Annotated in this window: 22 protein-coding genes; 20 read left to right on the top strand and 2 right to left on the bottom strand. The window is 36.2% G+C overall.

What is annotated here, in order from left to right:
• The first annotated feature begins 60 nt into the window (after positions 1-60).
• From hemC to P2W75_RS05610, 12 genes are all read left to right on the top strand, one after another.
• Complete coding sequence (hemC, locus tag P2W75_RS05665; RefSeq protein ID WP_276379396.1) at positions 61-984, top strand: hydroxymethylbilane synthase; 924 nt, start codon at positions 61-63, stop codon at positions 982-984.
• On the top strand, positions 984-1,649 hold the full coding sequence (locus P2W75_RS05660) for a uroporphyrinogen-III synthase (protein ID WP_276379395.1): 666 nt from the start codon (positions 984-986) through the stop codon (positions 1,647-1,649). Before hemC ends, P2W75_RS05660 begins: the two co-directional genes overlap by 1 nt.
• 105 nt (positions 1,650-1,754) lie before the next feature.
• On the top strand, positions 1,755-2,783 hold the full coding sequence (hemE, locus tag P2W75_RS05655; RefSeq protein WP_276379394.1) for a uroporphyrinogen decarboxylase: 1,029 nt from the start codon (positions 1,755-1,757) through the stop codon (positions 2,781-2,783).
• 136 nt (positions 2,784-2,919) lie between these two features.
• Positions 2,920-3,471, top strand: coding sequence for a transposase (locus tag P2W75_RS05650; protein WP_276379392.1), 552 nt, complete (start codon positions 2,920-2,922; stop codon positions 3,469-3,471).
• Positions 3,472-3,598: 127 nt separating this feature from the next.
• Entirely contained in the window at positions 3,599-4,273 is a 675-nt protein-coding gene (locus P2W75_RS05645) for a hypothetical protein (protein ID WP_276379390.1), read from the top strand.
• Positions 4,274-4,275: 2 nt separating this feature from the next.
• The gene (locus P2W75_RS05640; protein ID WP_276379388.1) at positions 4,276-4,650 is read left to right on the top strand and encodes a hypothetical protein; all 375 of its coding nucleotides are present in this window, start codon (positions 4,276-4,278) and stop codon (positions 4,648-4,650) included.
• A 1-nt stretch (position 4,651) separates the two neighbouring features.
• Positions 4,652-5,071 (top strand): hypothetical protein, encoded by a 420-nt coding sequence (locus P2W75_RS05635; protein ID WP_276379387.1) that lies wholly within the window; start codon positions 4,652-4,654, stop codon positions 5,069-5,071.
• 4 nt (positions 5,072-5,075) lie between these two features.
• A complete protein-coding gene (gene hemF / locus P2W75_RS05630) occupies positions 5,076-5,978 on the top strand; it encodes an oxygen-dependent coproporphyrinogen oxidase (RefSeq protein WP_276379386.1) in 903 nt (300 codons plus the stop codon).
• A 140-nt stretch (positions 5,979-6,118) separates the two neighbouring features.
• A complete protein-coding gene (locus P2W75_RS05625) occupies positions 6,119-7,057 on the top strand; it encodes a DUF4421 family protein (protein WP_276379384.1) in 939 nt (312 codons plus the stop codon).
• 91 nt (positions 7,058-7,148) lie between these two features.
• A complete protein-coding gene (locus tag P2W75_RS05620; RefSeq protein ID WP_276379910.1) occupies positions 7,149-8,036 on the top strand; it encodes a fructose bisphosphate aldolase in 888 nt (295 codons plus the stop codon).
• Between the two features lie 300 nt (positions 8,037-8,336).
• The gene (hemB, locus tag P2W75_RS05615; protein ID WP_207298516.1) at positions 8,337-9,332 is read left to right on the top strand and encodes a porphobilinogen synthase; all 996 of its coding nucleotides are present in this window, start codon (positions 8,337-8,339) and stop codon (positions 9,330-9,332) included.
• Between the two features lies 1 nt (position 9,333).
• Positions 9,334-9,735 (top strand): c-type cytochrome, encoded by a 402-nt coding sequence (locus tag P2W75_RS05610; RefSeq protein WP_207298515.1) that lies wholly within the window; start codon positions 9,334-9,336, stop codon positions 9,733-9,735.
• Positions 9,736-9,794: 59 nt separating this feature from the next.
• Here the strand turns inward: P2W75_RS05610 and P2W75_RS05605 are convergent, their stop codons facing one another.
• Positions 9,795-11,855 carry a M13 family metallopeptidase gene (locus tag P2W75_RS05605; protein ID WP_276379909.1) on the bottom strand — a complete coding sequence of 687 codons (2,061 nt, stop codon included), beginning with the start codon at positions 11,853-11,855 and terminating at the stop codon, positions 9,795-9,797.
• A gap of 336 nt (positions 11,856-12,191) precedes the next feature.
• A complete protein-coding gene (locus P2W75_RS05600) occupies positions 12,192-14,252 on the bottom strand; it encodes a M13 family metallopeptidase (RefSeq protein WP_276379381.1) in 2,061 nt (686 codons plus the stop codon).
• 190 nt (positions 14,253-14,442) lie between these two features.
• Between P2W75_RS05600 and P2W75_RS05595 the strand changes: the two genes are divergently transcribed.
• The 8 genes from P2W75_RS05595 (at position 14,443) to P2W75_RS05560 (ending at position 24,774) form a co-directional block, all read left to right on the top strand.
• Positions 14,443-15,108 carry an SCO family protein gene (locus P2W75_RS05595; protein ID WP_207298513.1) on the top strand — a complete coding sequence of 222 codons (666 nt, stop codon included), beginning with the start codon at positions 14,443-14,445 and terminating at the stop codon, positions 15,106-15,108.
• Positions 15,109-15,212: 104 nt separating this feature from the next.
• Complete coding sequence (locus P2W75_RS05590; RefSeq protein WP_276379379.1) at positions 15,213-15,452, top strand: FeoA family protein; 240 nt, start codon at positions 15,213-15,215, stop codon at positions 15,450-15,452.
• The gene (feoB, locus tag P2W75_RS05585; RefSeq protein ID WP_276379377.1) at positions 15,452-17,551 is read left to right on the top strand and encodes a ferrous iron transport protein B; all 2,100 of its coding nucleotides are present in this window, start codon (positions 15,452-15,454) and stop codon (positions 17,549-17,551) included. Before P2W75_RS05590 ends, feoB begins: the two co-directional genes overlap by 1 nt.
• 6 nt (positions 17,552-17,557) lie before the next feature.
• Positions 17,558-17,683, top strand: coding sequence for a FeoB-associated Cys-rich membrane protein (locus P2W75_RS05580; protein ID WP_276379375.1), 126 nt, complete (start codon positions 17,558-17,560; stop codon positions 17,681-17,683).
• A gap of 477 nt (positions 17,684-18,160) precedes the next feature.
• The gene (locus tag P2W75_RS05575) at positions 18,161-19,324 is read left to right on the top strand and encodes a hypothetical protein (RefSeq protein WP_276379373.1); all 1,164 of its coding nucleotides are present in this window, start codon (positions 18,161-18,163) and stop codon (positions 19,322-19,324) included.
• Positions 19,325-19,978: 654 nt separating this feature from the next.
• The gene (locus P2W75_RS05570; protein WP_276379371.1) at positions 19,979-20,554 is read left to right on the top strand and encodes a hypothetical protein; all 576 of its coding nucleotides are present in this window, start codon (positions 19,979-19,981) and stop codon (positions 20,552-20,554) included.
• Between the two features lie 225 nt (positions 20,555-20,779).
• The gene (locus tag P2W75_RS05565; protein ID WP_276379370.1) at positions 20,780-22,471 is read left to right on the top strand and encodes a hypothetical protein; all 1,692 of its coding nucleotides are present in this window, start codon (positions 20,780-20,782) and stop codon (positions 22,469-22,471) included.
• 203 nt (positions 22,472-22,674) lie between these two features.
• A complete protein-coding gene (locus P2W75_RS05560) occupies positions 22,675-24,774 on the top strand; it encodes a hypothetical protein (RefSeq protein ID WP_276379369.1) in 2,100 nt (699 codons plus the stop codon).
• The last annotated feature ends 36 nt before the right edge of the window (positions 24,775-24,810 follow it).

Here is a 24,810-nt window from a genome sequence, read left to right as displayed (position 1 = left end):
ATGTTTTACCCAAACTGCTTAAATTTACTTATATAACTTATATGGTTCAAAAAATAAAACATGGCTGAAAAAACAATCAGAATAGGAACGCGTGACAGCGAATTAGCACTTTGGCAGGCACATACTGTAGAGAAAAAACTAAATGATTTAGGTTATAAAACTTCTATTGTTGCGGTAAAATCCCAAGGTGATATTATTCTGGACAAACCTCTTTACGAACTTGGTATTACAGGAATTTTTACCAAAACGTTAGACATTGCCATGATTAATGGCGATATTGATATTGCGGTGCATTCTATGAAAGACGTTCCAACAGCTTTACCAAAAGGTATTGTTCAAGGTGCAGTTTTACCAAGAGCAAATGTTTTAGATATTTTGGTTCATAAAGGAAATCCTGATTTTTCAAATCCAAGTACCATTGCAACTGGAAGTCTGCGTCGTCAGGCACAATGGTTCAATAAATATCCTAATCATACCGTAGTTGATTTACGCGGAAATGTAAACACGCGTATGCAGAAGTTACAAGACAATGACTGGGATGGAGCCGTTTTTGCAGCTGCTGGTTTGGAGCGTATTAACCTAAAACCAGAAAATTTCATTAATTTAGACTGGATGATTCCTGCGCCGGCACAAGGAGCCATGTTGGTTGTGGGAATGGAAAATGACAATTTTACACTGGATGCACTTTCTCAGTTAAATGATATCGAAACTGAAATTTGCACACATATAGAACGTCAGTTTTTAAGAACGCTTGAAGGCGGATGTACAGCGCCAATTGGAGCTTTGGTTACGTATAATGAAGACGAAGACACTTTACATTTTCAAGGTGTTTTACTTTCTATTGACGGAAAACAAAAACTGGAAATCAACAAAACGGTTGATATTTCAGAATGGAAGAAACTAGGTTTCAAATCTGCACAAGAAATTTTGAATAACGGTGGAACAGAATTAATGCAGAAAATCAAAGAATCTCTAAAAAAATAATGGCAAACCCAGTTCAAATACTATCTACTAAAATATTATCTCCTCTTCATAAACAAGAGCTAAAGAAATATGGAATTGAATTAATCGAAGCCGATTTCATCAAAACCACAAACAAATCTTTTGAATTAAAAGACCTCAACGAAAATCTGATTTTTACAAGTCAGAATGCTGTTCATAGTGTTTTGTCTCATCCAAAATCTGAAGAACTGAAAAAGAAAAACGTATATTGCGTTGGACTTAAAACCAAAATCCTTTTAAGCGATAATGGCTTTAATGTTGTTGCTTACACAGGTTATGCCTCAGATTTAGCCGAAATTATCACTTTAATTTACGCAAAGGAAAGCTATACTTTTTTTAGTGGAAATTTAAGAAGAGATATTCTGCCAGAAGCTTTAAAAGAAAATGGCATTACATTCAATGAAATTGAGGTTTACGAAACTTCTTTACAGCCTCAAAAAATAAAAGCAAATCCAGAAGCCATTTTGTTTTTTAGTCCGTCTGGAGTGAAAAGTTATTTGAAAGATAATACAATTAAGAAAGAAATCTGTTTCTGCATTGGCGAAACCACTGCTGAAGCTTTATCAAAAATTACCAAAAACATTATCGTTGCAGATCAACCTACAATTGAGGATGTAATCGAGGATGTAATTCACGAATATAAGTAACAAAAAAGATTTCCTGCAAGGTTTCCAAAACTTTGTAGGTATCTATAATTAATCAACATAACACCTAAAAGGTTTTGGAAACCTTGCAGGATAAAGAAATAAAAAATGTTAAAAAACGACCTATTTTTAAAAGCATTAAAAGGAGAAACAGTTCAGCGTCCGCCGGTATGGATGATGCGTCAAGCCGGAAGATATTTACCGGAATTTATCGCGTTACGCGATAAATACGATTTCTTCACACGTTGTCAGACCCCAGAATTAGCTGCCGAAATTACTGTTCAGCCAATTCGTCGAATCGCTCCAGATGCTGCTATTTTATTTTCGGATATTCTGGTAGTGCCGCAGGCAATGGGAATTGAAGTTTTAATGAAAGAAAATATCGGTCCGTTTATACCGAATCCAATTCGTTCTATGGCAGATGTTCAACGTGTGTATGTTCCAGACATTCAAGAAAGTCTTGGTTATGTAATGGATGCTATTAAATTAACGAAGGAAATGCTGAACGACGAAGTGCCATTGATTGGTTTCGCTGGTTCGCCATGGACAATTTTCTGTTACGCAGTTGAAGGAAGAGGTTCTAAAAGTTTTGATATGGCAAAAGGATTCTGTTTTTCAAATCCCGTTGCTGCACACAGTCTATTGCAAAAAATTACAGATACCACCATTTTATATTTAAAAGAAAAAGTAAAAGCGGGTGTTAATGCTGTTCAGATTTTTGATTCTTGGGGAGGAATGCTTTCTCCTGTTGATTATCAAGAATTTTCATGGAAATACATCAATCAGATTGTTGAGGCTTTAGCAGATCTTACACCTGTTATTGTTTTCGGAAAAGGATGTTGGTTTGCGCTTAACGAAATGGGGAAAAGCCGTGCTTCTGCATTAGGAGTTGACTGGACTTGTTCTGCAAGAAACGCACGTTATTTATCTGGCGGAAACATTACTTTACAAGGAAATTTCGATCCATCAAGATTACTTTCTCCAATTCCAACTATTAAGAAAATGGTTCATGAAATGATCGACGAGTTTGGAAAAGACAAATATGTTGTAAATTTAGGTCACGGAATTTTACCAAACATCCCTGTAGACCATGCAAAAGCGTTTATCGACGCCGTGAAGGAATACGGGCAATACTAGTTTTCAGTTTTGAGTCGCAGCTGATTGACTTTCCTGCAAGGTTTTCAAAACCTTGTAGGTATAAATTGAGAAGTTGGATTATTTATGAAGAAGACCTACAAGGCTGTGAAAACCTTGCAGGAAATGTAAAGGACAGATGAAGTTAGAAGTTTTAGAAAAAGATTGTTATTATCATATTTATAATCGTGGCATAAATGGCACAACTATTTTTGAAAATGATGCTAACAAACTTTATTTCTTGAAACAATTAGCCAAATATTCCGCTGATAGAATTTCAATTTTTGCTTATTGCCTGATGAACAATCACTTTCATTTAGTTATTCGGCTTAACACTCAAGAAAAAGAAGTGACACAAGCTTTTTCAAATTTGTTTAATTCGTATGCAAAAGCATTCAACAAGCAAATCAATAGAACTGGAAGCTTATTTGAAAAGCATTTTAAAAGGATAAAATTAAAAGACGAAACGTATTTAAAACAATTGATTGTTTATGTTCATTTGAATCCTAAGTATCATTTTGATTTAGATTTCAAGAGTTTCAAATTTTCATCCTATCAGGCATATTTATCTGATAAAGAGACAAAAATAGAACGAAATGAGATTTTAAATTTGTTTGATGATTTAGAGAATTTCATTTTTTGTCATAATCAGAAGAATGATCTTTTAAACGAAACTTATACTTTTGAATAATCTCAGTTTCATCCTGCAAGGTTTTCAAAACCTTGTAGACCTAAAATTTTAAGGATGATTTTATATAAAATATCTCATTAATACCTATAAGGTTTTGAAAACCTTGCAGGAAATGAAAAAGACATAAATGCTAAATATAAACCTCAATAAATACTCGCCATTTTCATTTATCGAACATGGATTTCAGGCTTATTACGCTTATGTATTTTTTATGGTCTGGACACATCCGGAACTTCACCCCGTAAGTCTTATAAATGATCTAGCCGTTTTAATGACCTTTGAGTTTATAATGGTGCATTCGGGAGTTTTTATGGCGATTATGCCAAAAAAATGGTCTCTTTTTGTATTTTTTCCTTTATATGGCACATTTGCCTATTCGTTCAATGAATCGGTTATTAATACCAATATTTTAATTATTTATCTGCTAACGGTTTTAAACCGAATGCGTTTTGCCTTTTCAAATGTAACTCCAGATGTGAGAATGAAACAGATTGGAAAATCGGTTGTAAAAGTCATTTTCTATTTCTTCTTGATTATGATTCTTGCGATTGGAAATGAATACGTTCCACCGTTTGGACTCACAAATGAATTTTTAGAAAAATCTCATTATTTTCAAATGGTAAAATCAAGCGGATTATTTATAGAAAAACCTTATGTTCCTATTTGTATGGGGTTTATTTATTATTCGCTGCCTGTTTTGTATTTTGTGTATCGAAAAATAAAGAATTTTGGCAAAGAAGAAACTCCTCAAAAAGGAAAATTAGTTTTCAGCCGAACTACTGTCAAATCTAATAAATTCTAAAAATGTTAAATAAAGGTTTAAGAGATGAAGAAAAAATCAGAATCGATAACGTTCTCAAAACGTTACGAACTCTTGTTTTTGTGCCTTATCCCTTGAGTCAAGTACAAAAAACAGATATTGAAAACCAACTAAAAGAATTCGGATTAAACCTTGAAAGTTTAATTGATTATTCAAATGAAGATTTAATCACTTTATTAACTCGTCTTCATTTTGATTGGGATCAATTAGAACAATTTGCAGACATTTTAATTGAGTTTTCTAAAGATGAAAACTACAATTTTGAAGATAAAGCTTTGGCTGTTTACCAATACATTCAAACAGAAAGCAAAGTGTTTTCTTTTGGGATAAATGCTAAAATTGCTTTATTAAAAAACTAAAATGAATTCTTTTGAAAAATTTTTAGAAGATGTTTCTAACTTTGACTTTAAAAAATTGAATCCATTATATCAGGGCTTCTTTTTAATGTTGGGTTTTGCAATAACCGTAAGTACTTGCTCCTATTTTTCAAACGAATCCAGAATTAGTAAAGAAATTTATAAAAATATGTTTGAAGAAAATTTTTCTGGACTCATTGTAAAAAAATATTTAGATAAACGCAACCATATGTCTCACACATTTCAACTAAACGATTCAAGTGAAGTCTATGGATATTCTTTTATTTGGGAAAAAACCGAAGTAGGAGATTCATTAGTAAAAAAAGCAAATTCAAGATTTGTAAAAATTTTTAAAAAAGATACTACAATAGTATTTGATATGGATACAGCATTCAAATATCATGATACTCTACCAGAAAAATAAAATCATGAAAAATAAATTTTACGCATACATACAAAATTTACAAGACCAGATCTGCGCTGGATTAGAAGCGGTTGATGGAACTACAAAATTCCGCGAGGACTTATGGAAACGTCCTGAAGGCGGAGGCGGAAGAACACGCGTTATTGAAAACGGTACAGTTTTCGAAAAAGGCGGTGTCAACATTTCAGCTGTTCACGGAAAACTTCCTGAAACCATGCAGAAAATGTTTGGTGTTGGCGAAGCAGATTTCTTTGCCTGCGGATTAAGTTTGGTGATTCACCCGAAAAACCCAATGGTTCCTACAGTTCACGCCAATTGGCGCTATTTTGAAATGTATGACGAAAATGGAAATGTAATCGAACAATGGTTTGGTGGCGGACAAGATTTAACGCCTTATTATTTGATTGAGGAAGATGCCATTCACTTTCACCAAACCTGCAAAACAGCTTGCGATAAACACAATCCAGAGTTTTATCCAAAATATAAAAAACAATGCGATTCGTATTTTTGGAATGCACATCGTCATGAAGCCCGCGGACTTGGCGGTTTATTCTTTGATTATTGCAAAGCAACCGAATCTATGTCAATGGAAAACTGGTACAATTTTGTAACCGAAGTGGGCAATAGTTTCCTTGAAGCTTATGTGCCAATTGTAGAAAGAAGAAAAACGCTTCCATATACTCCAGAACAAAGAACGTGGCAGGAAATCCGTCGCGGCCGTTATGTGGAGTTCAATTTGGTTCACGACAAAGGAACTTTATTCGGATTAAAAACCAACGGAAGAATTGAAAGTATTTTAATGAGTCTCCCTCCGCATGTGCAATGGGTTTACGATCATCATCCGGAAGCAGGAAGCGAAGAAGAAAAATTAATTAATGTATTAGAAAATCCGCGTGAGTGGATTTAATATATTCATTTAACACATAGAAACATAGATGAAAGACCTATCTTAGAGGTAATTTTAGAAAATCATGATTTTTTCACATACACTATGTGAATTATTTTGAGTGAAACGTCTTTTTCAAATGATCTAAAAACTATGTTTCTATGTGTTTAAAACTGATTTATATTGCATTCTTCGCTGGTATTTTTAGCTGTTTCGCTCAAAACGACACTTTACAGAATCCGTATTTTAAATCATATAGTGATAAAGTTACCATCAGCTCTTATTATCTAGATACTTCAAATAGTTTTCAGATCGCCTCAGATACGCAGGATCCGAAAATATACGTTAGTCTTATTCCGAATAGAAGAGAACAGATTGGTTTCAACCTGAATTATAAAATTATTGACATTAGTATAGCGTTTGCACCGAAATTTCTTGGAGCAAATAAGGGCGATTCCAATTCCAAACACTTTAATTTCAACACTCGATTTTATTATAAAAAATGGATGCAGTCCTTCACCTTTATCAATCAAAAAGGATTTTATATAAGCGACAATAATTCAACGGCACAACTGCCTAAAATGCGCACCACCAAAATTGGCGGATCGACTTCATATGTTTTCAATGACAAATTCTCGTTTAAGACCTTGGTTAGTCAAAATGAGTGGCAGACAAAAAGTTCTGGAAGTTTCATTCCGTCATTTTCTTTTTATTATACCAATTTAGATTTAAATACTCCCGATTCTTCTCCTGGAGACATGTATGTCTTTACATTGGCTCCTGCCTACTTTTATAATTTCGTAATTAGTGACCGCGTTTTAATTGGAGCGGGAATTGCTTTAGGAGCAGGACTGAACGATATTGATGGCGACACCTCAGCTTTGTATCAAGCCGATTTCAATTTAAAATTGGCATACAACAAAGATCGATTCTTTGGTTTTGCAAGTCTGAATACCGTAAGTTTTGCACAAGATGATAAAGTCGATCCAAGATTAAATGACAACATTGCTACTGTAAAACTCTCTGTTGGTTACCGATTCGATCCTCCAAAAAAGGTAAAAGAAGTCTATGACAAAGTCAATGAAAAAATAGGTCTGTAAGAAATCTTAACTTAAAAATAAGCATCAAGCCCAATTAAAATGCTTAAATTACAGAGATTTATACAAACTAAAATTCATGGTTATGAAAAATATAAATGATGAGCAGTTACGTCTTATGCATTCTGGAAAAGGATTTATTGCAGCATTAGATCAAAGTGGCGGAAGCACACCAAAAGCTTTACTACAATACGGTGTACAAGAAAACGAATATACAAATGAAGAAGAAATGTACACTCTTGTACATGAAATGAGAACCCGAATTATCAAAAGTCCGGCTTTCGACAGCCAATATATTCTGGGTGCTATTTTGTTTGAAAATACAATGGACCGTAAAATCGACGGACAATGGACTGCAGAGTATTTATGGGAGAAAAAACACATCGTCCCTTTTTTAAAAGTGGACAAAGGATTAGCCGAACCTGCCGACGGTGTCCAACTGATGAAACCTATTTCTAATTTAAATGAATTGCTGGATCGAGCAGTAGAACGAAAGATTTTCGGAACCAAAATGCGTTCTGTTATCAAAGAAGCAAATCCGAAAGGAATTCATGAAGTGGTAAAACAGCAATTTGAAGTTGGATTGCAGATTTTTGAAAAAGGACTTGTACCAATAATCGAACCCGAAGTTGATATTTACAGTGCCGATAAAGAAAAGTCAGAACAAATTTTGAAAGATGAAATCCAAAAACAGCTTAACTCGTTGGATAAAGATGTAAAAGTAATGCTGAAACTTTCCATTCCAATGGTAAATAATTTTTACAGCGATTTACTATCAGATCCTCATGTGGTACGAGTTGTGGCACTTTCTGGTGGCTATTCTCGAGAAGATGCCAACCAAAAACTTAGCGAGAATCACGGATTGATTGCGAGTTTTTCAAGAGCATTATCGGAAGGACTCAGCGCTGGCCAATCAGATGACGAATTTAATACCCAGCTTGGCAATTCGATTAAAGAGATTTACCAAGCTTCCATTCAATAAAAATCATAAAATCCCTGAAATGTTTCAGGGATTTTTGTTTCCTTTTATTTAGAGCCATTTCTTCGGCTTAAACTAAAATCAACTACAAAAAATCTAAATTTTTAGATAATATTAACGGATTCTATAATAAGCTAAAGGCTTAATTCTGTTCCTTTTTCCATAACTTTGCAACGCTTGTAAAAAGCAGCACAACTTCAAAAAAATAAAAAAACAATTACCGTTTTAGAAACAAAGATGTATCAATCTTTTTCACTGAATCAGATAAAAATCTAAAATCTAAAATCTAAAATCTAAAATTATATGTTCCCATTACAAAGAGGCAGAAGATTAAGAGTAAATGAATCAATTCGTTCTTTAGTTCGCGAAACCAGTTTAAGTCCTTCGGATTTCATGTTTCCTATGTTTATTGCTGAAGGCGAAAATGTAAAAGTAGAAATTCCATCCATGCCGGGAATTTTTAGAAGATCTATAGATTTAACGGTTGAAGAAGTAAAAGAACTATTTGATTTAGGAATTCGCGCCGTAAATATTTATGTAAAGGTGAGCGAAAACCTAAAAGACAATACTGGAAAAGAAGCTTGGAATCCAAATGGATTAATGCAGCAAGCTATCCGTGCCATAAAAGCAGCTTGTCCAGAAATGATCGTGATGCCCGATGTGGCTTTAGATCCATATTCTATTTATGGACATGACGGAATTATAACAAATGGTGATGTAGAAAACGACAGTACGGTTGACGCTTTAGTAAAAATGGCGGTTTCTCACGCCGAAGCTGGTGCCGACTTTGTGGCGCCAAGCGATATGATGGACGGTCGTGTTTTACGCCTTCGCGAAGGTTTAGATGCCGCAGGATTTCAAAATGTTGGAATCATGAGTTATGCTGCCAAATATGCTTCAGCTTTTTATGGTCCGTTTAGAGATGCTTTAGATTCTGCTCCAAAAGAAGCTGATGTTGCTGTTCCAAAAGATAAAAAAACATACCAAATGGATTATGCTAACCGTATTGAAGCCATTAAAGAAGCGTTATCTGACGTTGAAGAAGGTGCCGATATGGTTATGGTAAAACCTGGAATTGCTTATTTGGATATTGTTCGCGAAATTAAAAATACCGTACATGTTCCTGTAACCGTTTATCAGGTTTCTGGAGAATATGCCATGATTAAAGCCGCTGCCGAAAGAGGCTGGCTTGATAACGATAAAATTATGATGGAGCAGTTAATGTGCATTAAACGTGCCGGTGCTAATCTTATTTCGACTTATTTTGCTAAAGAAGCAGCCATCCTTTTAAAGAAATAAAATGAAAAAGGTTTTATTTTTAGCTGCCGTTTTAGCTTTTGTCTCTTGTAAAAAAGAAGTTTCTGCTGAAAACAATACTCAAACTAACGAATCGTATACAGAAGCTGAACCATCAAAAGTGGCAACACCTGAAGCTTTAGGAAAAGAACTATTTGAAGGAAGAGGAAATTGTACTTCCTGCCATCAGCCGGATCAAAAAATTATTGGCCCGAGTATTCAGGAAATTGCAAAAACCTACAAAGACAAAAAAGGCGATATTGTTACTTTCTTAAAAGGAAAAGCAGAACCCATTGTCGATCCGAGTCAGTTTGCGGTTATGAAAACCAATTTTGCGGTTACTCAGGAAATGTCTGATGAAGAATTAAAAGCAATTGAAACATACATTTACAGTCATTTAAAATAATTTGACACATTCTTATAAAAAAACGGCGCTCAATAAGCGCCGTTTTCAATTTCAATATGTTACCAGATTTTAACTCGTTTTTCAGGTTCTAAGAACATTGGATCTCCTTTTGTAATTCCGAATGCTTCATAAAAAGCATCTAAGTTTTTAATAGGTACAACCGCTCTGTACATTCCTGGAGAGTGCGGATCTGTTTTCACCTGACTTTTAATAGCTTCGTCACGAGATTTAGTTCTCCAGACTGTCGCCCACGAAATAAAGAAACGCTGCTCTGGAGTAAATCCGTCAATTAAACCTGGATTTCCATGCTTTTTCAAATACAATTGTAAACCATCGTAAGCAGCATTAGTTCCACCTAAATCTCCGATATTTTCGCCTAATGTAAATTTACCATCTACAAAAATTCCAGGAAGCGGTTCTAATGCGCTGTATTGCGCTGCCAATTGACCGCCAAGAGCTGTAAATTGTTTTAGATCTTCTGGAGTCCACCAGTCTACAAGATTTCCGTCAGCATTGTAACGTGCTCCAGAATCGTCAAACCCATGAGAGATTTCGTGGCCAATTACAGCTCCAATTCCACCATAATTCACTGCCTCATCAGCTTGGTAATTGTAGAAAGGCGGCTGTAAGATTGCTGCTGGAAATACAATTTCGTTATACGAAGGATTAAAGTAAGCATTAACCGTTTGCGGAGACATTCCCCACTCTGTTTTATCAACTGGTTTTCCAAGTTTTGCAAGATTTTCAGCATAAGCCCATTTTGCTAAACTTTTCATATTATCAAAATAAGTCCCGCCTTCGTCTACATTTTTAAGTTCTAATTTTGAATAATCTTTCCATTTATCTGGATATCCAATCTTAACCGTCAATTTGTTCAGTTTCTCAATGGCTTTCGCTTTAGTTTCTTTAGACATCCAAGGCAAAGCATTGATTCTATTTTCATAAGCTAACATGACATTCGCAATCATGTCTTTCGCTTTTGCTTTTGCTTCAGCAGGAAATAATTTTTCTACATACAATTTTCCTAAAGCTTCTCCCGTTGCTCCGTTGATTACCTGCAAAGCAACTTCTTCGCGCGGACGCTGTTTTAAAGCTCCTGTTAATGTTTTTCCGTAGAAATCAAAATTTGCATTTTCAATCTCTGTCGTTAAAGTTGAAGCAGATTTGTTTAATAAAGACCATTTCAAATATTCTTTCCAAGCTTCTACTTTCTTTTCGGTTAACGTTTTTTCCAAAGCGATCATATAACGAGGCTGCGCAACATTTACCGTATCTAGTTTTGTCATTCCAATTCCTGTGAAATACTTTTCCCATTCAATAGAAGGTGTATTCTTTTTCAAATCAGCAACTGCTGTTGGATTGTATTGTTTTCTTCTATCTCTTCTCTCTACACGATCCAATCTTGGTGTAGACATTTCCACTTCTAAAGCCACGATTTGTTTGGCACTTTCTTTTGCTTTCGCTGGAGATTCTCCAATAAACTGCATCATTCTCGCTACGTGAACTTCGTATTTCTCACGTTTTTCTTTAGAATCTTTATCATCAGAATTGTAGTAATCTTTATCCGATAATCCTAAAGTTCCCGGACTTAGCGTAACAGCATTTTTATTACTGTTTTTAGCATCAGCTCCCACATACACGCCAAAAAAACCTGAACCTCCTGCAAGCTGCATTTCTGTTATGTAGTTTTGAAGATCGGCTACATTTTTAATGGCATCGATTTTTTTCAAATACGGTTTAAGCGGTGTAATTCCTCTTTTGTTTCTGCCAATAGTATCTAAAATCGTATTATACAAGGCAATCGCTTTTCCTTGATCTGTATTCGATTTATACTTGGGATCTTTTGAAGCTTCTTTTAAAATAGCTAAAGCATTATTGTCTGTTTTTTGACGAAGTTCATTAAAACCTCCCCAAGAATTTCTATCGCTTGGAATTTCAGTTTTATCAAGCCAGGCACCGTTTACATAACGGAAAAAATCCTGTTTGGCACTTACTTTAGGATCCATGTTAGAAACATCAATTCCAGGTTCTTTTGGCTTTGCATCTTGCGCCTGAACTGCAGTTAATGAAAACATTACAGAAACCACACAAAACATCGGTTTAGAAAGCTTTTTAATCATTTTTATTTCATTTTTTGGTACAATTACAAACATATTGTTATTATTTTGATTTCAATGTTAAAATTTTAAAATAATTGATTTGTAAGAATACTATTTAAATTACAACCTTTGACTGAACTTATTAGTTATCGATTTTACGCAGGAGCTTAAATTCAAATCTGTGCAAATCTGCTTTAATCTGCAAAATCTGCGTGAAAAAAACGATGCACAAAAGTATTTCACGCAGATTTTGCAGATTAAAGCAGATCAAATTAGATTTTATTTGTTAATTGAAACTTTTGAAGAATAAAAAACGACGCTTAATGAAAGCGCCGTTTTTAGTATTTTATATTTTGATTACCAGATTTTAACTCGTTTTTCCGGTTCAACATACATTTTATCTCCTTTTTTGATTCCGAAAGCATCATAAAAAGCATCCACGTTCTGAATTGGCACATACGCTCTGTACATTCCTGGAGAGTGCGGATCTGTTTTTACTTGATTTTTAATCGCTTCGTCTCTTGTTTTCGTTCTCCAAACCGTAGCCCAAGAAATAAAGAAACGCTGTTCGGGCGTAAATCCGTCAATCAAGCCCGGATTTCCGTTTGCTTTCAAATACAATTGTAAACCGTCGTAAGCCGCGTTGATTCCGCCTAAATCTCCAATGTTTTCACCCAATGTAAATTTACCATCTACGTGAATTCCCGGAAGCGGTTCCAAAGCACTATATTGATCTGCCAGTTTAGTTCCTAATTCTGTAAATTGTTTCAAGTCTTGTTCTGTCCACCAGTCTACTAAATTTCCCTCAGCATTGTATCGTGCACCAGAATCGTCAAATCCGTGAGAGATTTCATGGCCAATTACAGCACCAATTCCACCATAATTAACCGCTTCGTCAGCTTGGTAATTGTAGAAAGGCGGTTGTAAAATCGCAGCTGGGAATACAATTTCGTTATACGATGGATTGTAATATGCATTTACCGTTTGAGGAGACATTCCCCATTCTGTTTTATCAACTGGTTTGTTTAGTTTCTCAATTCCTTTTTGGAAATTCCATTTTGATACGTTTTTCATGTTATCAAAATACGTTCCGCCTTCAGCAACACTTTTAATCGTTAATGCCGAATAATCTTTCCACTTATCAGGATATCCAATTTTGATGGTGATTTTGTTCAGTTTTTCAATCGCTTTTACTTTTGTTTCTGGAGACATCCAAGCCAAAGCATTGATTCTGTTTTTGTAAGCCAAAATCACATTCTGGATCATTTTCTGCGCTTTCTCTTTTGCTTCAGCAGGAAATAATTTTTCTACATACAGTTTTCCAAGTGCTTCACCAACTGTTCCGTTTACTAAATTAAGTGCTCTTTCTTCGGCAGGAAGCTGTTTAATTGCGCCTCTAAGAGTTTTGCTGTAAAAATCGAAATTAGCTTTATCAATTTCAGTGGTCAATTTACTGGCATTACTATTCAGCAAATCCCATTTTAAATATTCTTTCCACTGTGCTACTTTATTTTCTTTGAAAACAGTTTGCAGAGCAGTCATGTATTTTGGCTCGCTTACAATTACAGTATCTAATTTAGTAATTCCTAAACCTGTAAAATACTCATTCCATTTAATGGCAGGTGTCACTTTTTGAACATCAGCAATCGTCATTGGATTGTATTGCAAACGGCTGTCTCTTCTTTCCACTCGGTTTAACCTTGGCTTAGACAATTCTGTTTCTAAAGCTAAAATTTCGGCAGCGCTTTGTTTTGCTTTTTCTGGAGATTCGCCAATAAACTGAAGCATTCGAGCCACATGCGATTCGTATTTTGCACGTTTTTCTTTAGAATCTTTATCTTCAGAAGTGTAATAATCCTTATCTGGAAGTCCAAGTCCGCTTGGGGCAAGAGTTACGGAGTTTTTAGAACTGTTTTTATCATCGGCACCAATGTAAATTCCAAAAAATCCCGAACCGCCTTCTTTTTCCATTTCGATTAAATATTTCTGAACATCAGCTACATTTTTAATCGCATCGATTTTTTTTAAATACGGTTTTAAAGGTTCAATTCCTTTTTTATTTCTTCCGATAGAATCTAAATAGGTATTAAATAAGTTGATTGCTTTTCCTTGATCGGTATTTGATTTGTATTGAGGATTTTTCGAAGCATCTTTTAAAACTGTCATTACATCTTTGTCAGTTCTTTTGATTAACTCGTTAAAACTTCCCCAAGTGGTACGATCACTTGGAATTTCAGTTTTGTCCAGCCACGTTCCGTTTACATATTTAAAGAAATCTTGACTTGGACTAATCGCCGTATTCATGTACGATACGTTGATGCCCGGCTCTTTTGCCGGAGTATTTTGTGCATTTGCAGCTGATAGTGACAGCATTAGCGAAAAAGCACAAAACAATGGGTTACTTAGTTGTTTTTTCATTTATTTATACGTTTCGAGTGTTTATACAAACATATTGTGAATATTTGGAAGTGCGTGTTAAAATTTTTTGAATAATTTACCTCATCACAAAATTGTATAACAACCTGCCTTAAAATACATTCTGTTAAAAAGCCGTTATAGTTACCGCTTTTAAAACGCTCTTTTTGTACTTTTGCGCCAAATTACTTTTATGAAATCGCTTCTTTACAAATACCGCAAATTCTTCATTGTATTAATTGTATTTTCTGCCATCACGATATCTTTATTTTATTCGGCTTTAAAGCCAAAGAAAGACTTACCTATTTACAATCCAGCCGATGTAAATCCAGAATTGGTCGACAGTACGGTTCAGTATAAAAGTAAATACCATACGATTGCCGATTTTTCGTTTGTAAACCAAAACGGCGATACGATTACCCAGAAAAATTACGAAGGCAAAATTTATGTTGCTGATTTCTTCTTTACGACCTGCGGATCTATCTGTCCAAAAATGTCAACCAATCTGGCAGGTGTTCAAAAAGCAGTTTTGAATAACCCAAAAGTAATGCTGCTTTCTCACACCGTTTTCCCAGAAGTGGATAGTGTTTCGGTTTTAAAAGCCTATGCGGTAAAATATGGTGTGGTAGACAGCAAGTGGAATTTGGTAACGGGCGATAAAAAAGAAATTTACAAAATGGCGCGCCAGTCCTATCTGGCCGTAAAATTAGGAAGACCAGATCAGTTGTATGATATGGTTCATACCGAGAATTTTGTACTGGTTGACCAAAAAAGACGTGTCCGCGGATTTTACGACGGAACCAATCCAGAAGAAATCAAACGTCTTTTAGATGACATAGATTTCTTATCAAAAGAGTAAAAAAGTCTTCTTTTTAGAAACATTTAGCATTTGTCCAAGTGTTAATTATCTTTTAATAGATAATAATTACCTATTTTTGCAATCTAAACTCAATCTAAATAAGCTTGCAAAATACTATACACACTCTGAAAAAAGGCGACAAAGCCATTATCAAAGATTTTGATATAGATCTTATTCCATTAAAATTATTAGAAATGGGTTGTCTGCCGGGCAGCGTAGTCGAATTGCTACAAATTGCCCCTTTTGGAGATCCTTTATATCTGGACATAAACGGATCGCATGTTGCGATTCGTATTGAAACCGCTCGCGAAATTGAAGTTGAACTTATCCAAAACAATTTATAATGAGCGTTCAGAATATCAATGTTGCCCTTATTGGAAATCCAAATACCGGAAAAACATCTGTCTTCAACCAGTTAACAGGTCTTAACCAGCAAGTGGGAAATTACCCAGGAATTACGGTAGAGAAAAAAATGGGTTTCTGCAAGTTACCTAATAATGTAAAAGCCAATATTCTAGACTTACCCGGAACCTACAGTTTGAACGCCAGCTCGATGGACGAAAGTGTAGTTATTGAACTTTTACTAAATAAAAACGACAAATTATATCCAGACGTTGCCGTAGTGGTTACTGATGTGGAGAATCTAAAAAGAAATTTACTGATTTACACCCAGATAAAAGACCTTGAAATTCCCACGATTTTAGTCATCAACATGTCGGATCGTATGGAACGTAAAGGAATTTCGCTGGACATTCCGTATTTAGAAGAAAAACTAAAAACTAAGATTGCTTTAGTGAGTTCACGAAAAGGACACGGAATTGAAAAATTAAAAGAACTCATCGTTTCTTATAAAACCATTCCGCACGAACCCTGTTTAAATGCTTCGGTAATTGATCCCGAGTATTTTCAAAAACTACAGCATGCTTTTCCAAATCAATTAATGTATAAATTGTGGCTGGTAATTACGCAGGATGTCAATTTCTCTAACTTAGACCGAAATGAAATCCGAAGCACTTTAACCAAATCACATTCTGAACTAAAACGCCTTCAGCAAAAGGAAACCATCAAACGGTACCAATTTATCAATGATGTTTTAAAAGAAGGATTAAAAGTCGATGCCTCGATGGCAAAAGATGTCCGCGCCAAATTAGACCGCATTCTTACGCACAAAATTTGGGGTTATGTTATTTTCTTTGCGATTTTATTCCTGATCTTTCAATCAATCTTCAGCTGGTCAACCATTCCAATGGATTTTATTGATGGCACTTTTGCTTCTTTAAGCAGCTGGGCAGCCGAAACATTGCCAAGTGGTATTTTAACCGATTTACTTTCGCAGGGAATTATTCCGGGAATTGGCGGTGTGGTTATTTTCATTCCGCAGATTGCCGTGCTGTTCTTGTTCATTTCAATTTTGGAAGAAAGCGGTTATATGAGCCGTGTGGTATTTTTGATGGATAAAATCATGCGCCGATTCGGGCTTTCTGGAAAAAGCGTTGTGCCTTTGATTTCGGGAACGGCCTGTGCAATTCCGGCAATTATGGCAACCCGAAATATCGAAAACTGGAAAGAACGTTTGATTACAATTTTGGTAACACCGTTTACGACCTGTTCGGCACGATTACCCGTGTATGCCATTATCATCTCGCTTGTGGTACCGAGCAAACGCGTTTTCGGATTTCTAAATGTTCAAGGATTAACCTTAATGGCGTTGTACGTTTTAGGATTCTCTGCCGCGATTTTGTCTGCTTATATTTTAAATAAGGTTTTAAAATTAGAATCGAAAACCTATTTCGTGGTTGAAATGCCAAGTTACAAAATGCCGCTTTTCAAAAACGTCGGCATCAATGTAGTAGAAAAAACAAAGGCATTTATTGCCGGAGCTGGGAAAATCATTTTGGCAATTTCGATCATTTTATGGTTCTTGGCTTCTTACGGTCCGGGGAAAGAATTTAATGATGCCGAAAACATTGTAAAAGAAAGATTTGCCAATACCACTCTAGATGAAACCCAGTTTGAAAACGAAGTCAATTCTCAAAAACTAGAGAACTCTTATATCGGATTAATGGGACGCGCCATCGAACCCGTTATTCAACCTTTGGGTTACGATTGGAAAATTGGTATTGCTTTAATCAGTTCGTTTGCAGCGCGTGAAGTTTTCGTTGGAACTTTAGCAACCATTTACAGCGTTGGTGATACCGACAACGAATCGACCATAAAAAGCAAAATGCAGGCAGAAATTCGTCCAGATACTGGAAAGAAAGTTTTTGATTTTCCAACGGGGATTTCCTTACTGCTGTTTTATGCTTTTGCCATGCAGTGCGCGAGTACATTGGCGATTACCAAAAAAGAAACGAACTCGTGGAAATGGCCTGCTATGCAGTTAGTGTTCATGAGCGGATTGGCTTATTTTGCCGCATTAATTGCATATCAGCTTTTAAAATAAAAAGTTATGTTTCAAGAAATTATTGCCTTTACGATATTAGGGCTAGCCGTTGCTTATCTAGTCAAAAAATTCTTTTTCAAATCCAAAAAGAAAAAGGATTGCGGCGGCGGCACGGATTGCGGCTGCGGGTAGGTTTTTAGTATTGAGTTTTTAGTCGCAGTTTTCAGTCGTAGTTTTTAGTCGCAGTCTCAGTATTCAGTCGCAGAATGCCCTAGAAGGGTAAAATATCTATAGAAAATACGTATATCCACACAAAAGCCCCATCGGGGCGACATTTGATCACAATGCATTATGTAATTGTTTATAAATATGTCGCCCCGCTGGGGCTTTCTGCGACTTTAAAGAGGAAAGAAGAAAGAAGAAAGACTGAATACTGTGACTGAATACTGCGACTTGAAAGAGGAAAGAAGCAAGAAGCAAGACTGAATACTGAAAACCGAGACTAAAAACTGAGACTGAATACTGAGACTGAGACTGAAAACCAAGACTAAAAAACTAAAAACCAAAAAAAACCTATTTTAATAGAAAAAAAACTTCTACGGAACCTTAAACATCTGATACTGAAATAATTTTGCAATGAAAATTAATACCACCAAAACATTTTGTATCATGAAAAAGATTATAATAGCCCTGCTTCTTAGCAGCGGATTTATGATGGCGCAAACCAAATCCGTTGTAACTAAATTTGGAGAAATCGTCAACATTCATCCTTTTGTCAATAATGGTTTAACCGCTACAAATGGATATATTCAATTAGGAGGTGCTTTAACAAAACCTTCTGTCCTCACTACAACATCCAGTTTTACTTTAGCATTCTCAGGTCTGCAGACTGGTTTGGGAACTGACAACGTTCTGGTTACCGACGCTTCTTCTGGCGTACTGAAAATGATTTCCGCTTCGGCATTTACGCCTTATTATTGGGGTGTAAAAGGAAATTCCGGAACTGATCCCGACAACAATTTTATTGGAACGACCGATTCAAGAGACTTGATTTTCAAAACCTCTGGAGCAGAACGATTACGCTTAGCCGCTAATGGCTTTTTAGGAGTTGGATTATCTCAGGTAACCACATATGGCACAACGCCAAAATACGCACTCGACGTAGCCAATGATATTCACATTTATAGTAACAGAGTCAATTATACTTCTGGCCGACTTATATTCGAAAACCAGCAAATTGACTGGGGTGGTGCGCAAGGAAGCGGAACGTATCTGCTAGACGGACAAGACAATGGTTCCAGAAGAGAATGGTTCTTTGGAAAACCATACGATAATGTTGGTACTGGCGCAAAAAGTTCTTTTGTATTGAAATCCATGCAAACAGATGCCTTAAATTATTCGCTGGCACAAAATGGTGTTGGAGCCTATCATTTGTATGTAGATGGAATTAACAATAGAATTGGTATTGGAACCGTAAACCCATCGACATCTCTGGAAGTTTCTTCTACTACAACTTCACTAAACCCGCTAAAATTAAACGGACTACAAACTGGATCTTCAACAGATCAAATGTTAACCGTCGATAACAATGGAGTTGTTCGTAAAATGCCAATTATAAAAGGTCGTGTTTCTTGTGCCAATGCCGTATCGCAGGTAATTAATGATGCCAACGTAACCTCAACTGCCACCATAAGTCTGACTTACGAAACACCATCAAATGGAAGCGTAATCAGCGTGGCGCTGGGAACACGCACTGCTGGTTCTGGTTTTACCGTTCTGTATAGCACAGCACCTCCTACTAATTCATATGTAAACTATACTATTCTGCCGTAGTTTTTTTAGTCGCAGTTTTCGGTTTTCAGTCTCAGTTTTTAGTCACAGTGGTCAGTCTCGGTTTTCAGTTTTCAATCTTGCCTCTTGCTTCTTTCCTCTTTTTAAAGCCGCAGTAGTCAGTCAGTCTTGCCTCTTTCCTCTTACAAGTCGTCATATTATTTCCAGAAAGCCCTAGAAGGGCGGTATATCTATAGAAAATAATAACGTAAATCAAAATAAGCCCCGTAGGGGCGACATGTTCTATACATGCATTCATAAATATCGAAATATATCGCCCCGATGGGGCTTTTTTGTATTTGGCGTTTTGTTTCTATAGATATACCGCCCTTCTAGGGCTTTCTGTGACTTTAAAGAGAAAAGAAGAAAGAAGAAAGAAGAAAGACTGAATACTGCGGCTTTAAAGAAAAAAGAAGAAAGAAGAAAGAAGAAAGACTGAACACTGAGACTGACCACTGCGACTGAGACTGAAAACCGAGACTGAAAACTGCGACTGAAAACTGTGACTGTGACTGAAAACCGAGACTGAAAACTGATACTAAAAAACTCAAAAAAACCCTATTCTAACAAAATAAAACCTTCTACAGGCTGTATCGTGGATAAGACAGAAATAATTTTGCATCGAAATTCAATTTTAATCTATAATAGTTTTAGATCATGAAAAAAATTATACTAATGCTGTTCTTTAGCAGTGTGGCTATGATGGCGCAGCAAGATAAATCTGTGGTAACCAAATTTGGTGAAATCGTAAATATTAAGGGCTTAATGCTGCACCAGTTTTATATTGAAAGTACAGGACAGTCAATTGCTAATTCGACTACTTTTAATGATGTTCCGGGATTAGCCAATTATTCGTATACTGCTACTGATGACGGTACATTACTACTTCAAACAGAATTATACAGCATGCTTCTTGCACCTTCCTCTTCGAGTGCTGCTGCTACCCGAAGCCTGATGGTAGTTCTTATAGACGGTACGCCTGTTTCATACGGAGCCGCTAGTATTACAACACCAAACTCTAACTTGTTTACTTCTTCGGCGTTGATGTGGACCACCCCAACCAACATTACAACCAAATTTAAAGTAACAAAAGGAACAACATACAAGATTACGGTGCAAGCCAGAAACATGGAACCAAAATCATCTGGAGTCTATGGAGGTTATACAGGAACATATGAGACAAATGGTTTTTCTGCTCCATCGTCTATAACAGGTACTTTAATTCTCGACTAAAGATAAATTTCATTTTTTGCAACATTATTGCAAAATCTACAATAAACCAAAACCTTACTGTAATTAATTAATTCTCAAAAGCTCCATAATTAGGTTTATGGGGCTTTACTTGTTGATATTGTCTTTTATTAATATTTAAAAACCGTATTGAGGACATCAACCCCAAAACGCCAAAATACATTTGCCCCGAAATGCTAATTTTTAAACTAAAATAATTTTTATATCATGAAGAAAATTACACTACTGCTCTTACTGAGCAGCGGGTTTATAATGGCGCAGACCAAACAAGTGGTAACCAAATTTGGGGAAATTGTAAATATTAATCCTTTTGTAAACAATGGTTTGGAAGCCAACAATGGTTATATACAGCTTGGAGGTCCTTTAACGCATCCTTCTGCTTTAAAAACTTCGCCCAGTAATACCTTAAAAATACTTGGACTTCAAACAGGCACTGCCTTAGATAGTATTTTGGTAAACGATACTGCGACGGGAATCTTAAAAAAAGTAGCATCAAACGATCTCATCGCCAATGCTTGGACGCTTAAGGGTAACACAGGAACCTCTGCTGCCAATTTTATTGGAACTACTGACGCACAGAATCTTATTTTTAAAACCAACTCAGTAGAAAGAATGCGTATGCTGAGTACTGGATTTATTGGTATTGGAACTACTACTCCAACTACAGCACTTGAAGTTACCGCTTCTGCAAATCCTTTAAAATTAAACGGTTTACAAACAGGCGCAACCTCAGACCAGTTGCTAACCGTTAATGCAAGCGGCGTTGTGCGCCAGCAAACTGTTAGCAGTATTGTGGCAGCGGGTACTACACATACTTTAGGTCTTTCGGGAAGTACATTAACGAGTACTGTAAATGGCATTGCGCCAACGGTTAATTTATCTACCTTACCTATTGCGGGAGATGTTACAGGAACATTAGCCGCTTCTACAGTAGCTAAAATAAACGGTTCGCCACTAGGTACTACAACAGGAGCCGTTACGGGAGCAAGATTGATGTACAATGGTACACAATGGCTGCCAACAACCAGTCCAGACTGGAGTTTAACAGGCAATGCAGGAACTAACGCTTCGACTAATTTCTTAGGTACAACGGATAATAATGACCTTGTTTTTAAAACATCAAATAACGAAAGAGTACGTGTAGGAACTAATGGATTTATGGGTATTGGGCTTGCAACAGGTAATAACACTACAGGAACTACACCCAATTATATGTTAGATGTAATAGATGATATTCATATTTCAAGCCAACGAGCAGGTGCTTCTACCAGATTGATTTTAGAAAATCAAGGTAATACTCCAAATAATGCACTTGGTATATTTATGCTAGACGGACAGTCTACTGGATCACGCAGACAGTGGTATTTGGGTAAAGCTTATCTGGCTCAAGGTACAGGTGGAAATGATAACTTTATCATAAGTTCTGGATTAACAGATGTTGTAAACTCTGGTTATGCCGGAGCGCTTAGTGCTGGTGTTAGTCCGCATTTTTATATTGATGCCAAAAACAACCGTATAGGTATTAATACCATTAACCCTGCAAACACTTTAGAGATAAATTCTACTGCAAACCCGCTTAAACTAGATGGTTTACAAACAGGTGCGAAAACCGATAAGATATTAACCGTAGACACCAATGGAGTCGTTCATAAAAGTATGGCTATGAGTAGTGGACGTGTTCAATGTGATGGTACGGGTACACTTACGGTAAATGATCCCAACATAACCGCTGCTTCTTCTGTAATGTTAACCATTCAAGACCCTACTGGAACAGCCCCTTTCGTTTTTTCTGTAATGGAAGGAGCACGAGTTCCAGGCAGCAGTTTTTCAATAAAGTTTGTAGGTATCATGCCTGGACCTTCAAACACGTATTGGGTTAACTATTTAGTTATTTATTAAACACCAATTCTTCAAAAAGAAAACAACAAACCAATACTTTACTTACTCAAACTCAGAAAGCCTCATATTTTTTATATGGGGCTTTCGCTTTATAAATCTTGTCTTTTATTATTATTTAAAAACCGTATTGAGGATATTATAGCAATGAAACAGAGGTACTTTTGCGCCAAAATGTTGATTTTAATCTTAAATAATTTCATGTTATGAAGAAAATTACACTTCTGCTACTAATAAGCAGCGGGTTTATGATGGCACAAACTAAACCTGTCGTAACTAAGTTTGGAGAAATTGTAAATATTAATCCCTACGTAAATAATGGTTTAACGGCCACAAACGGATATATCCAGCTTGGAGGTTCTTTAACACAACCTTCGGTTTTAACTACAACAAGTGCTTTTACTTTAGCGATATTAGGACTTCAGGATGGGAGTTCCTCAGACAATATCTTGGTAAACGATCCTACAACAGGGGTTTTGAAAAAAACAACAACTGCCAGTTTAATTGCCAATGCTTGGAGAATTACGGGTAATGCAGGAATTAGTGCTACGACCAATTTCTTAGGTACTACAGATGCCAACCCAATTGTGTTCAAAACCAATGGAGTTGAAAGAATGCGTATGTTAAGCACTGGTTTTATTGGTATTGGAACCGCTACGCCAACCACCGCTCTCGAAGTTACGGCAGCTGCAGACCCGCTTAAACTAAACGGGTTGCAAACCGGAAACACAGCAACCGATAAAATTATATTGGCCGATAATACAGGAGTTTTAAAAACAACCATAACTCCTGATGCTCTTATTGCCCCAACTTGGAAAATTACTGGTAACTCAGGAACTACAGCGGGAACCAATTTCTTGGGAACTCTTGATAACAAAGATTTGGTTTTTAAAACCAACTCTGCCGAAAGAATTCGCGTTACTGGCGCCAACGGATTCACAGGAATTGGTTTAGCAACCAATCCTGCATACGGCAGCACTCCAAAATACATGCTTGATGTGGTAGACGATGTACACATCACCAGCAGCAGGGTTAATTGGACATCTAGCAGATTAATCTTTGAAAACCAACAAGTAGATAGCGGAGGACAAGGTATGGGTATGTATCTTTTGGATGGACAACCAAACGGTTCACGTAGACAATGGTACTTCGGTATGGGAGGTAACGGTAGATATTTTGGTACAGCTGGTTTTGACAACTTTGTATTAAAATCCCAACTTTTCAACAATTTTGATTCTTCAGGAGCTGCCATTAACCAAGGACAAATACATTTATTTGTTGATGCCAAAAATAACCGTATTGGTATGGGAACCATTAATCCATCTGCAGCATTGGAAGTTTCGAATAATTCGGCTACCATAAATCCTTTAAAATTAAACGGTTTACAGGCAGGAGGTACATCAGACAATATTGTGGTAGCTGATAATACAGGGGTTATAAAAACAATAGCCCGAAGCGCTGCAGGTGATAATTTAGGAAATCACACCGCGACGATGAACTTAAACATGAACAATAATGATATTAATAATGCCAAAACTATTTATTTAAAAAGCGATCTTCAGTTTGCTGATAAAACGACATCAAACCTCAACACGATTACTTTAAATAAAAACAATGGTGTTTTTAATATTACCAACTCTAACGGAACCACTCCTTTATCGATAGATGAAACCACTTCTAAAACGACGATAACCGCAGCCCAAATAACAAAAGGTACAGATGGAACTGGAGTTGCTGCAGATCAAGTCGCTACCGCTCTAGATGCCAGCGGTAATGTCATTTGGAAATCTTTAAATCAAATTAAAGGCGCTATGGTACCACAATTTATACTAAGAAGTACTGGAACATCCGCTTATAATTCAGATGTTTATTCTGACGTTCCTGGATTATCTAATTATGACTATATCCCTACTGCAAGCGGAACTTTAATTCTTGATGCTTCATTATATAGTATAATTACTGGAGGAACGTATGCAGGTCCTGGTCCTATCATGGCTAAAACTTGGATGGTACTTTATATAAATGGAGTCTCTCCTGGTGGTAATAACAGTCCATTTGCTATAGCTACAAATATTGCCCCAGGAAACCCAACAGATTATGCTAATGGAGGAAAAGAGTGGGCAACATCATCTAAAATATATGTCGTAATTCCTGTAAGTAAAGGAACTAAATATACTATTTCTATAAGAGCCAGAACGGTTGAAAGACTTAAAGGTGCTACTACCTTTGGAACGTACGCTGGAACTTATAACAACAGTGGTTATGCTGTTGCCTCAAGTTTGGTTGGAACGTTGGTTATAAACTAATCGATATTGGCACTAAGCACTATATAAAGTGCTTTT

It is taken from the genome of Flavobacterium sp. H4147 (assembly GCF_029360735.1).
Taxonomy (GTDB): Bacteria; Bacteroidota; Bacteroidia; order Flavobacteriales; family Flavobacteriaceae; genus Flavobacterium; species Flavobacterium endoglycinae.
Note: the sequence above shows the minus strand (reverse complement) of the source record. Positions and strands in the feature narration are given on the sequence as shown.

Excerpts from the sequence above, each read along its gene's own strand:
- feoB (WP_276379377.1), top strand. The coding sequence starts at position 15,452 with ATGAGCGTTCAGAATATCAATGTTGCCCTTATTGGAAATCCAAATACC.
- P2W75_RS05595 (WP_207298513.1), top strand. The coding sequence starts at position 14,443 with ATGAAATCGCTTCTTTACAAATACCGCAAATTCTTCATTGTATTAATT.
- P2W75_RS05575 (WP_276379373.1), top strand. The coding sequence starts at position 18,161 with ATGAAAAAGATTATAATAGCCCTGCTTCTTAGCAGCGGATTTATGATG.
- P2W75_RS05580 (WP_276379375.1), top strand. The coding sequence starts at position 17,558 with ATGTTTCAAGAAATTATTGCCTTTACGATATTAGGGCTAGCCGTTGCT.
- P2W75_RS05560 (WP_276379369.1), top strand. The coding sequence starts at position 22,675 with ATGAAGAAAATTACACTTCTGCTACTAATAAGCAGCGGGTTTATGATG.
- P2W75_RS05600 (WP_276379381.1), bottom strand. The coding sequence starts at position 14,252 with ATGAAAAAACAACTAAGTAACCCATTGTTTTGTGCTTTTTCGCTAATG.
- hemC (WP_276379396.1), top strand. The coding sequence starts at position 61 with ATGGCTGAAAAAACAATCAGAATAGGAACGCGTGACAGCGAATTAGCA.
- hemF (WP_276379386.1), top strand. The coding sequence starts at position 5,076 with ATGAAAAATAAATTTTACGCATACATACAAAATTTACAAGACCAGATC.
- P2W75_RS05660 (WP_276379395.1), top strand. The coding sequence starts at position 984 with ATGGCAAACCCAGTTCAAATACTATCTACTAAAATATTATCTCCTCTT.
- P2W75_RS05610 (WP_207298515.1), top strand. The coding sequence starts at position 9,334 with ATGAAAAAGGTTTTATTTTTAGCTGCCGTTTTAGCTTTTGTCTCTTGT.
- hemB (WP_207298516.1), top strand. The coding sequence starts at position 8,337 with ATGTTCCCATTACAAAGAGGCAGAAGATTAAGAGTAAATGAATCAATT.
- P2W75_RS05625 (WP_276379384.1), top strand. The coding sequence starts at position 6,119 with ATGTGTTTAAAACTGATTTATATTGCATTCTTCGCTGGTATTTTTAGC.
- P2W75_RS05635 (WP_276379387.1), top strand. The coding sequence starts at position 4,652 with ATGAATTCTTTTGAAAAATTTTTAGAAGATGTTTCTAACTTTGACTTT.
- P2W75_RS05645 (WP_276379390.1), top strand. The coding sequence starts at position 3,599 with ATGCTAAATATAAACCTCAATAAATACTCGCCATTTTCATTTATCGAA.
- P2W75_RS05605 (WP_276379909.1), bottom strand. The coding sequence starts at position 11,855 with ATGATTAAAAAGCTTTCTAAACCGATGTTTTGTGTGGTTTCTGTAATG.
- hemE (WP_276379394.1), top strand. The coding sequence starts at position 1,755 with ATGTTAAAAAACGACCTATTTTTAAAAGCATTAAAAGGAGAAACAGTT.
- P2W75_RS05650 (WP_276379392.1), top strand. The coding sequence starts at position 2,920 with ATGAAGTTAGAAGTTTTAGAAAAAGATTGTTATTATCATATTTATAAT.
- P2W75_RS05640 (WP_276379388.1), top strand. The coding sequence starts at position 4,276 with ATGTTAAATAAAGGTTTAAGAGATGAAGAAAAAATCAGAATCGATAAC.
- P2W75_RS05570 (WP_276379371.1), top strand. The coding sequence starts at position 19,979 with ATGAAAAAAATTATACTAATGCTGTTCTTTAGCAGTGTGGCTATGATG.
- P2W75_RS05565 (WP_276379370.1), top strand. The coding sequence starts at position 20,780 with ATGAAGAAAATTACACTACTGCTCTTACTGAGCAGCGGGTTTATAATG.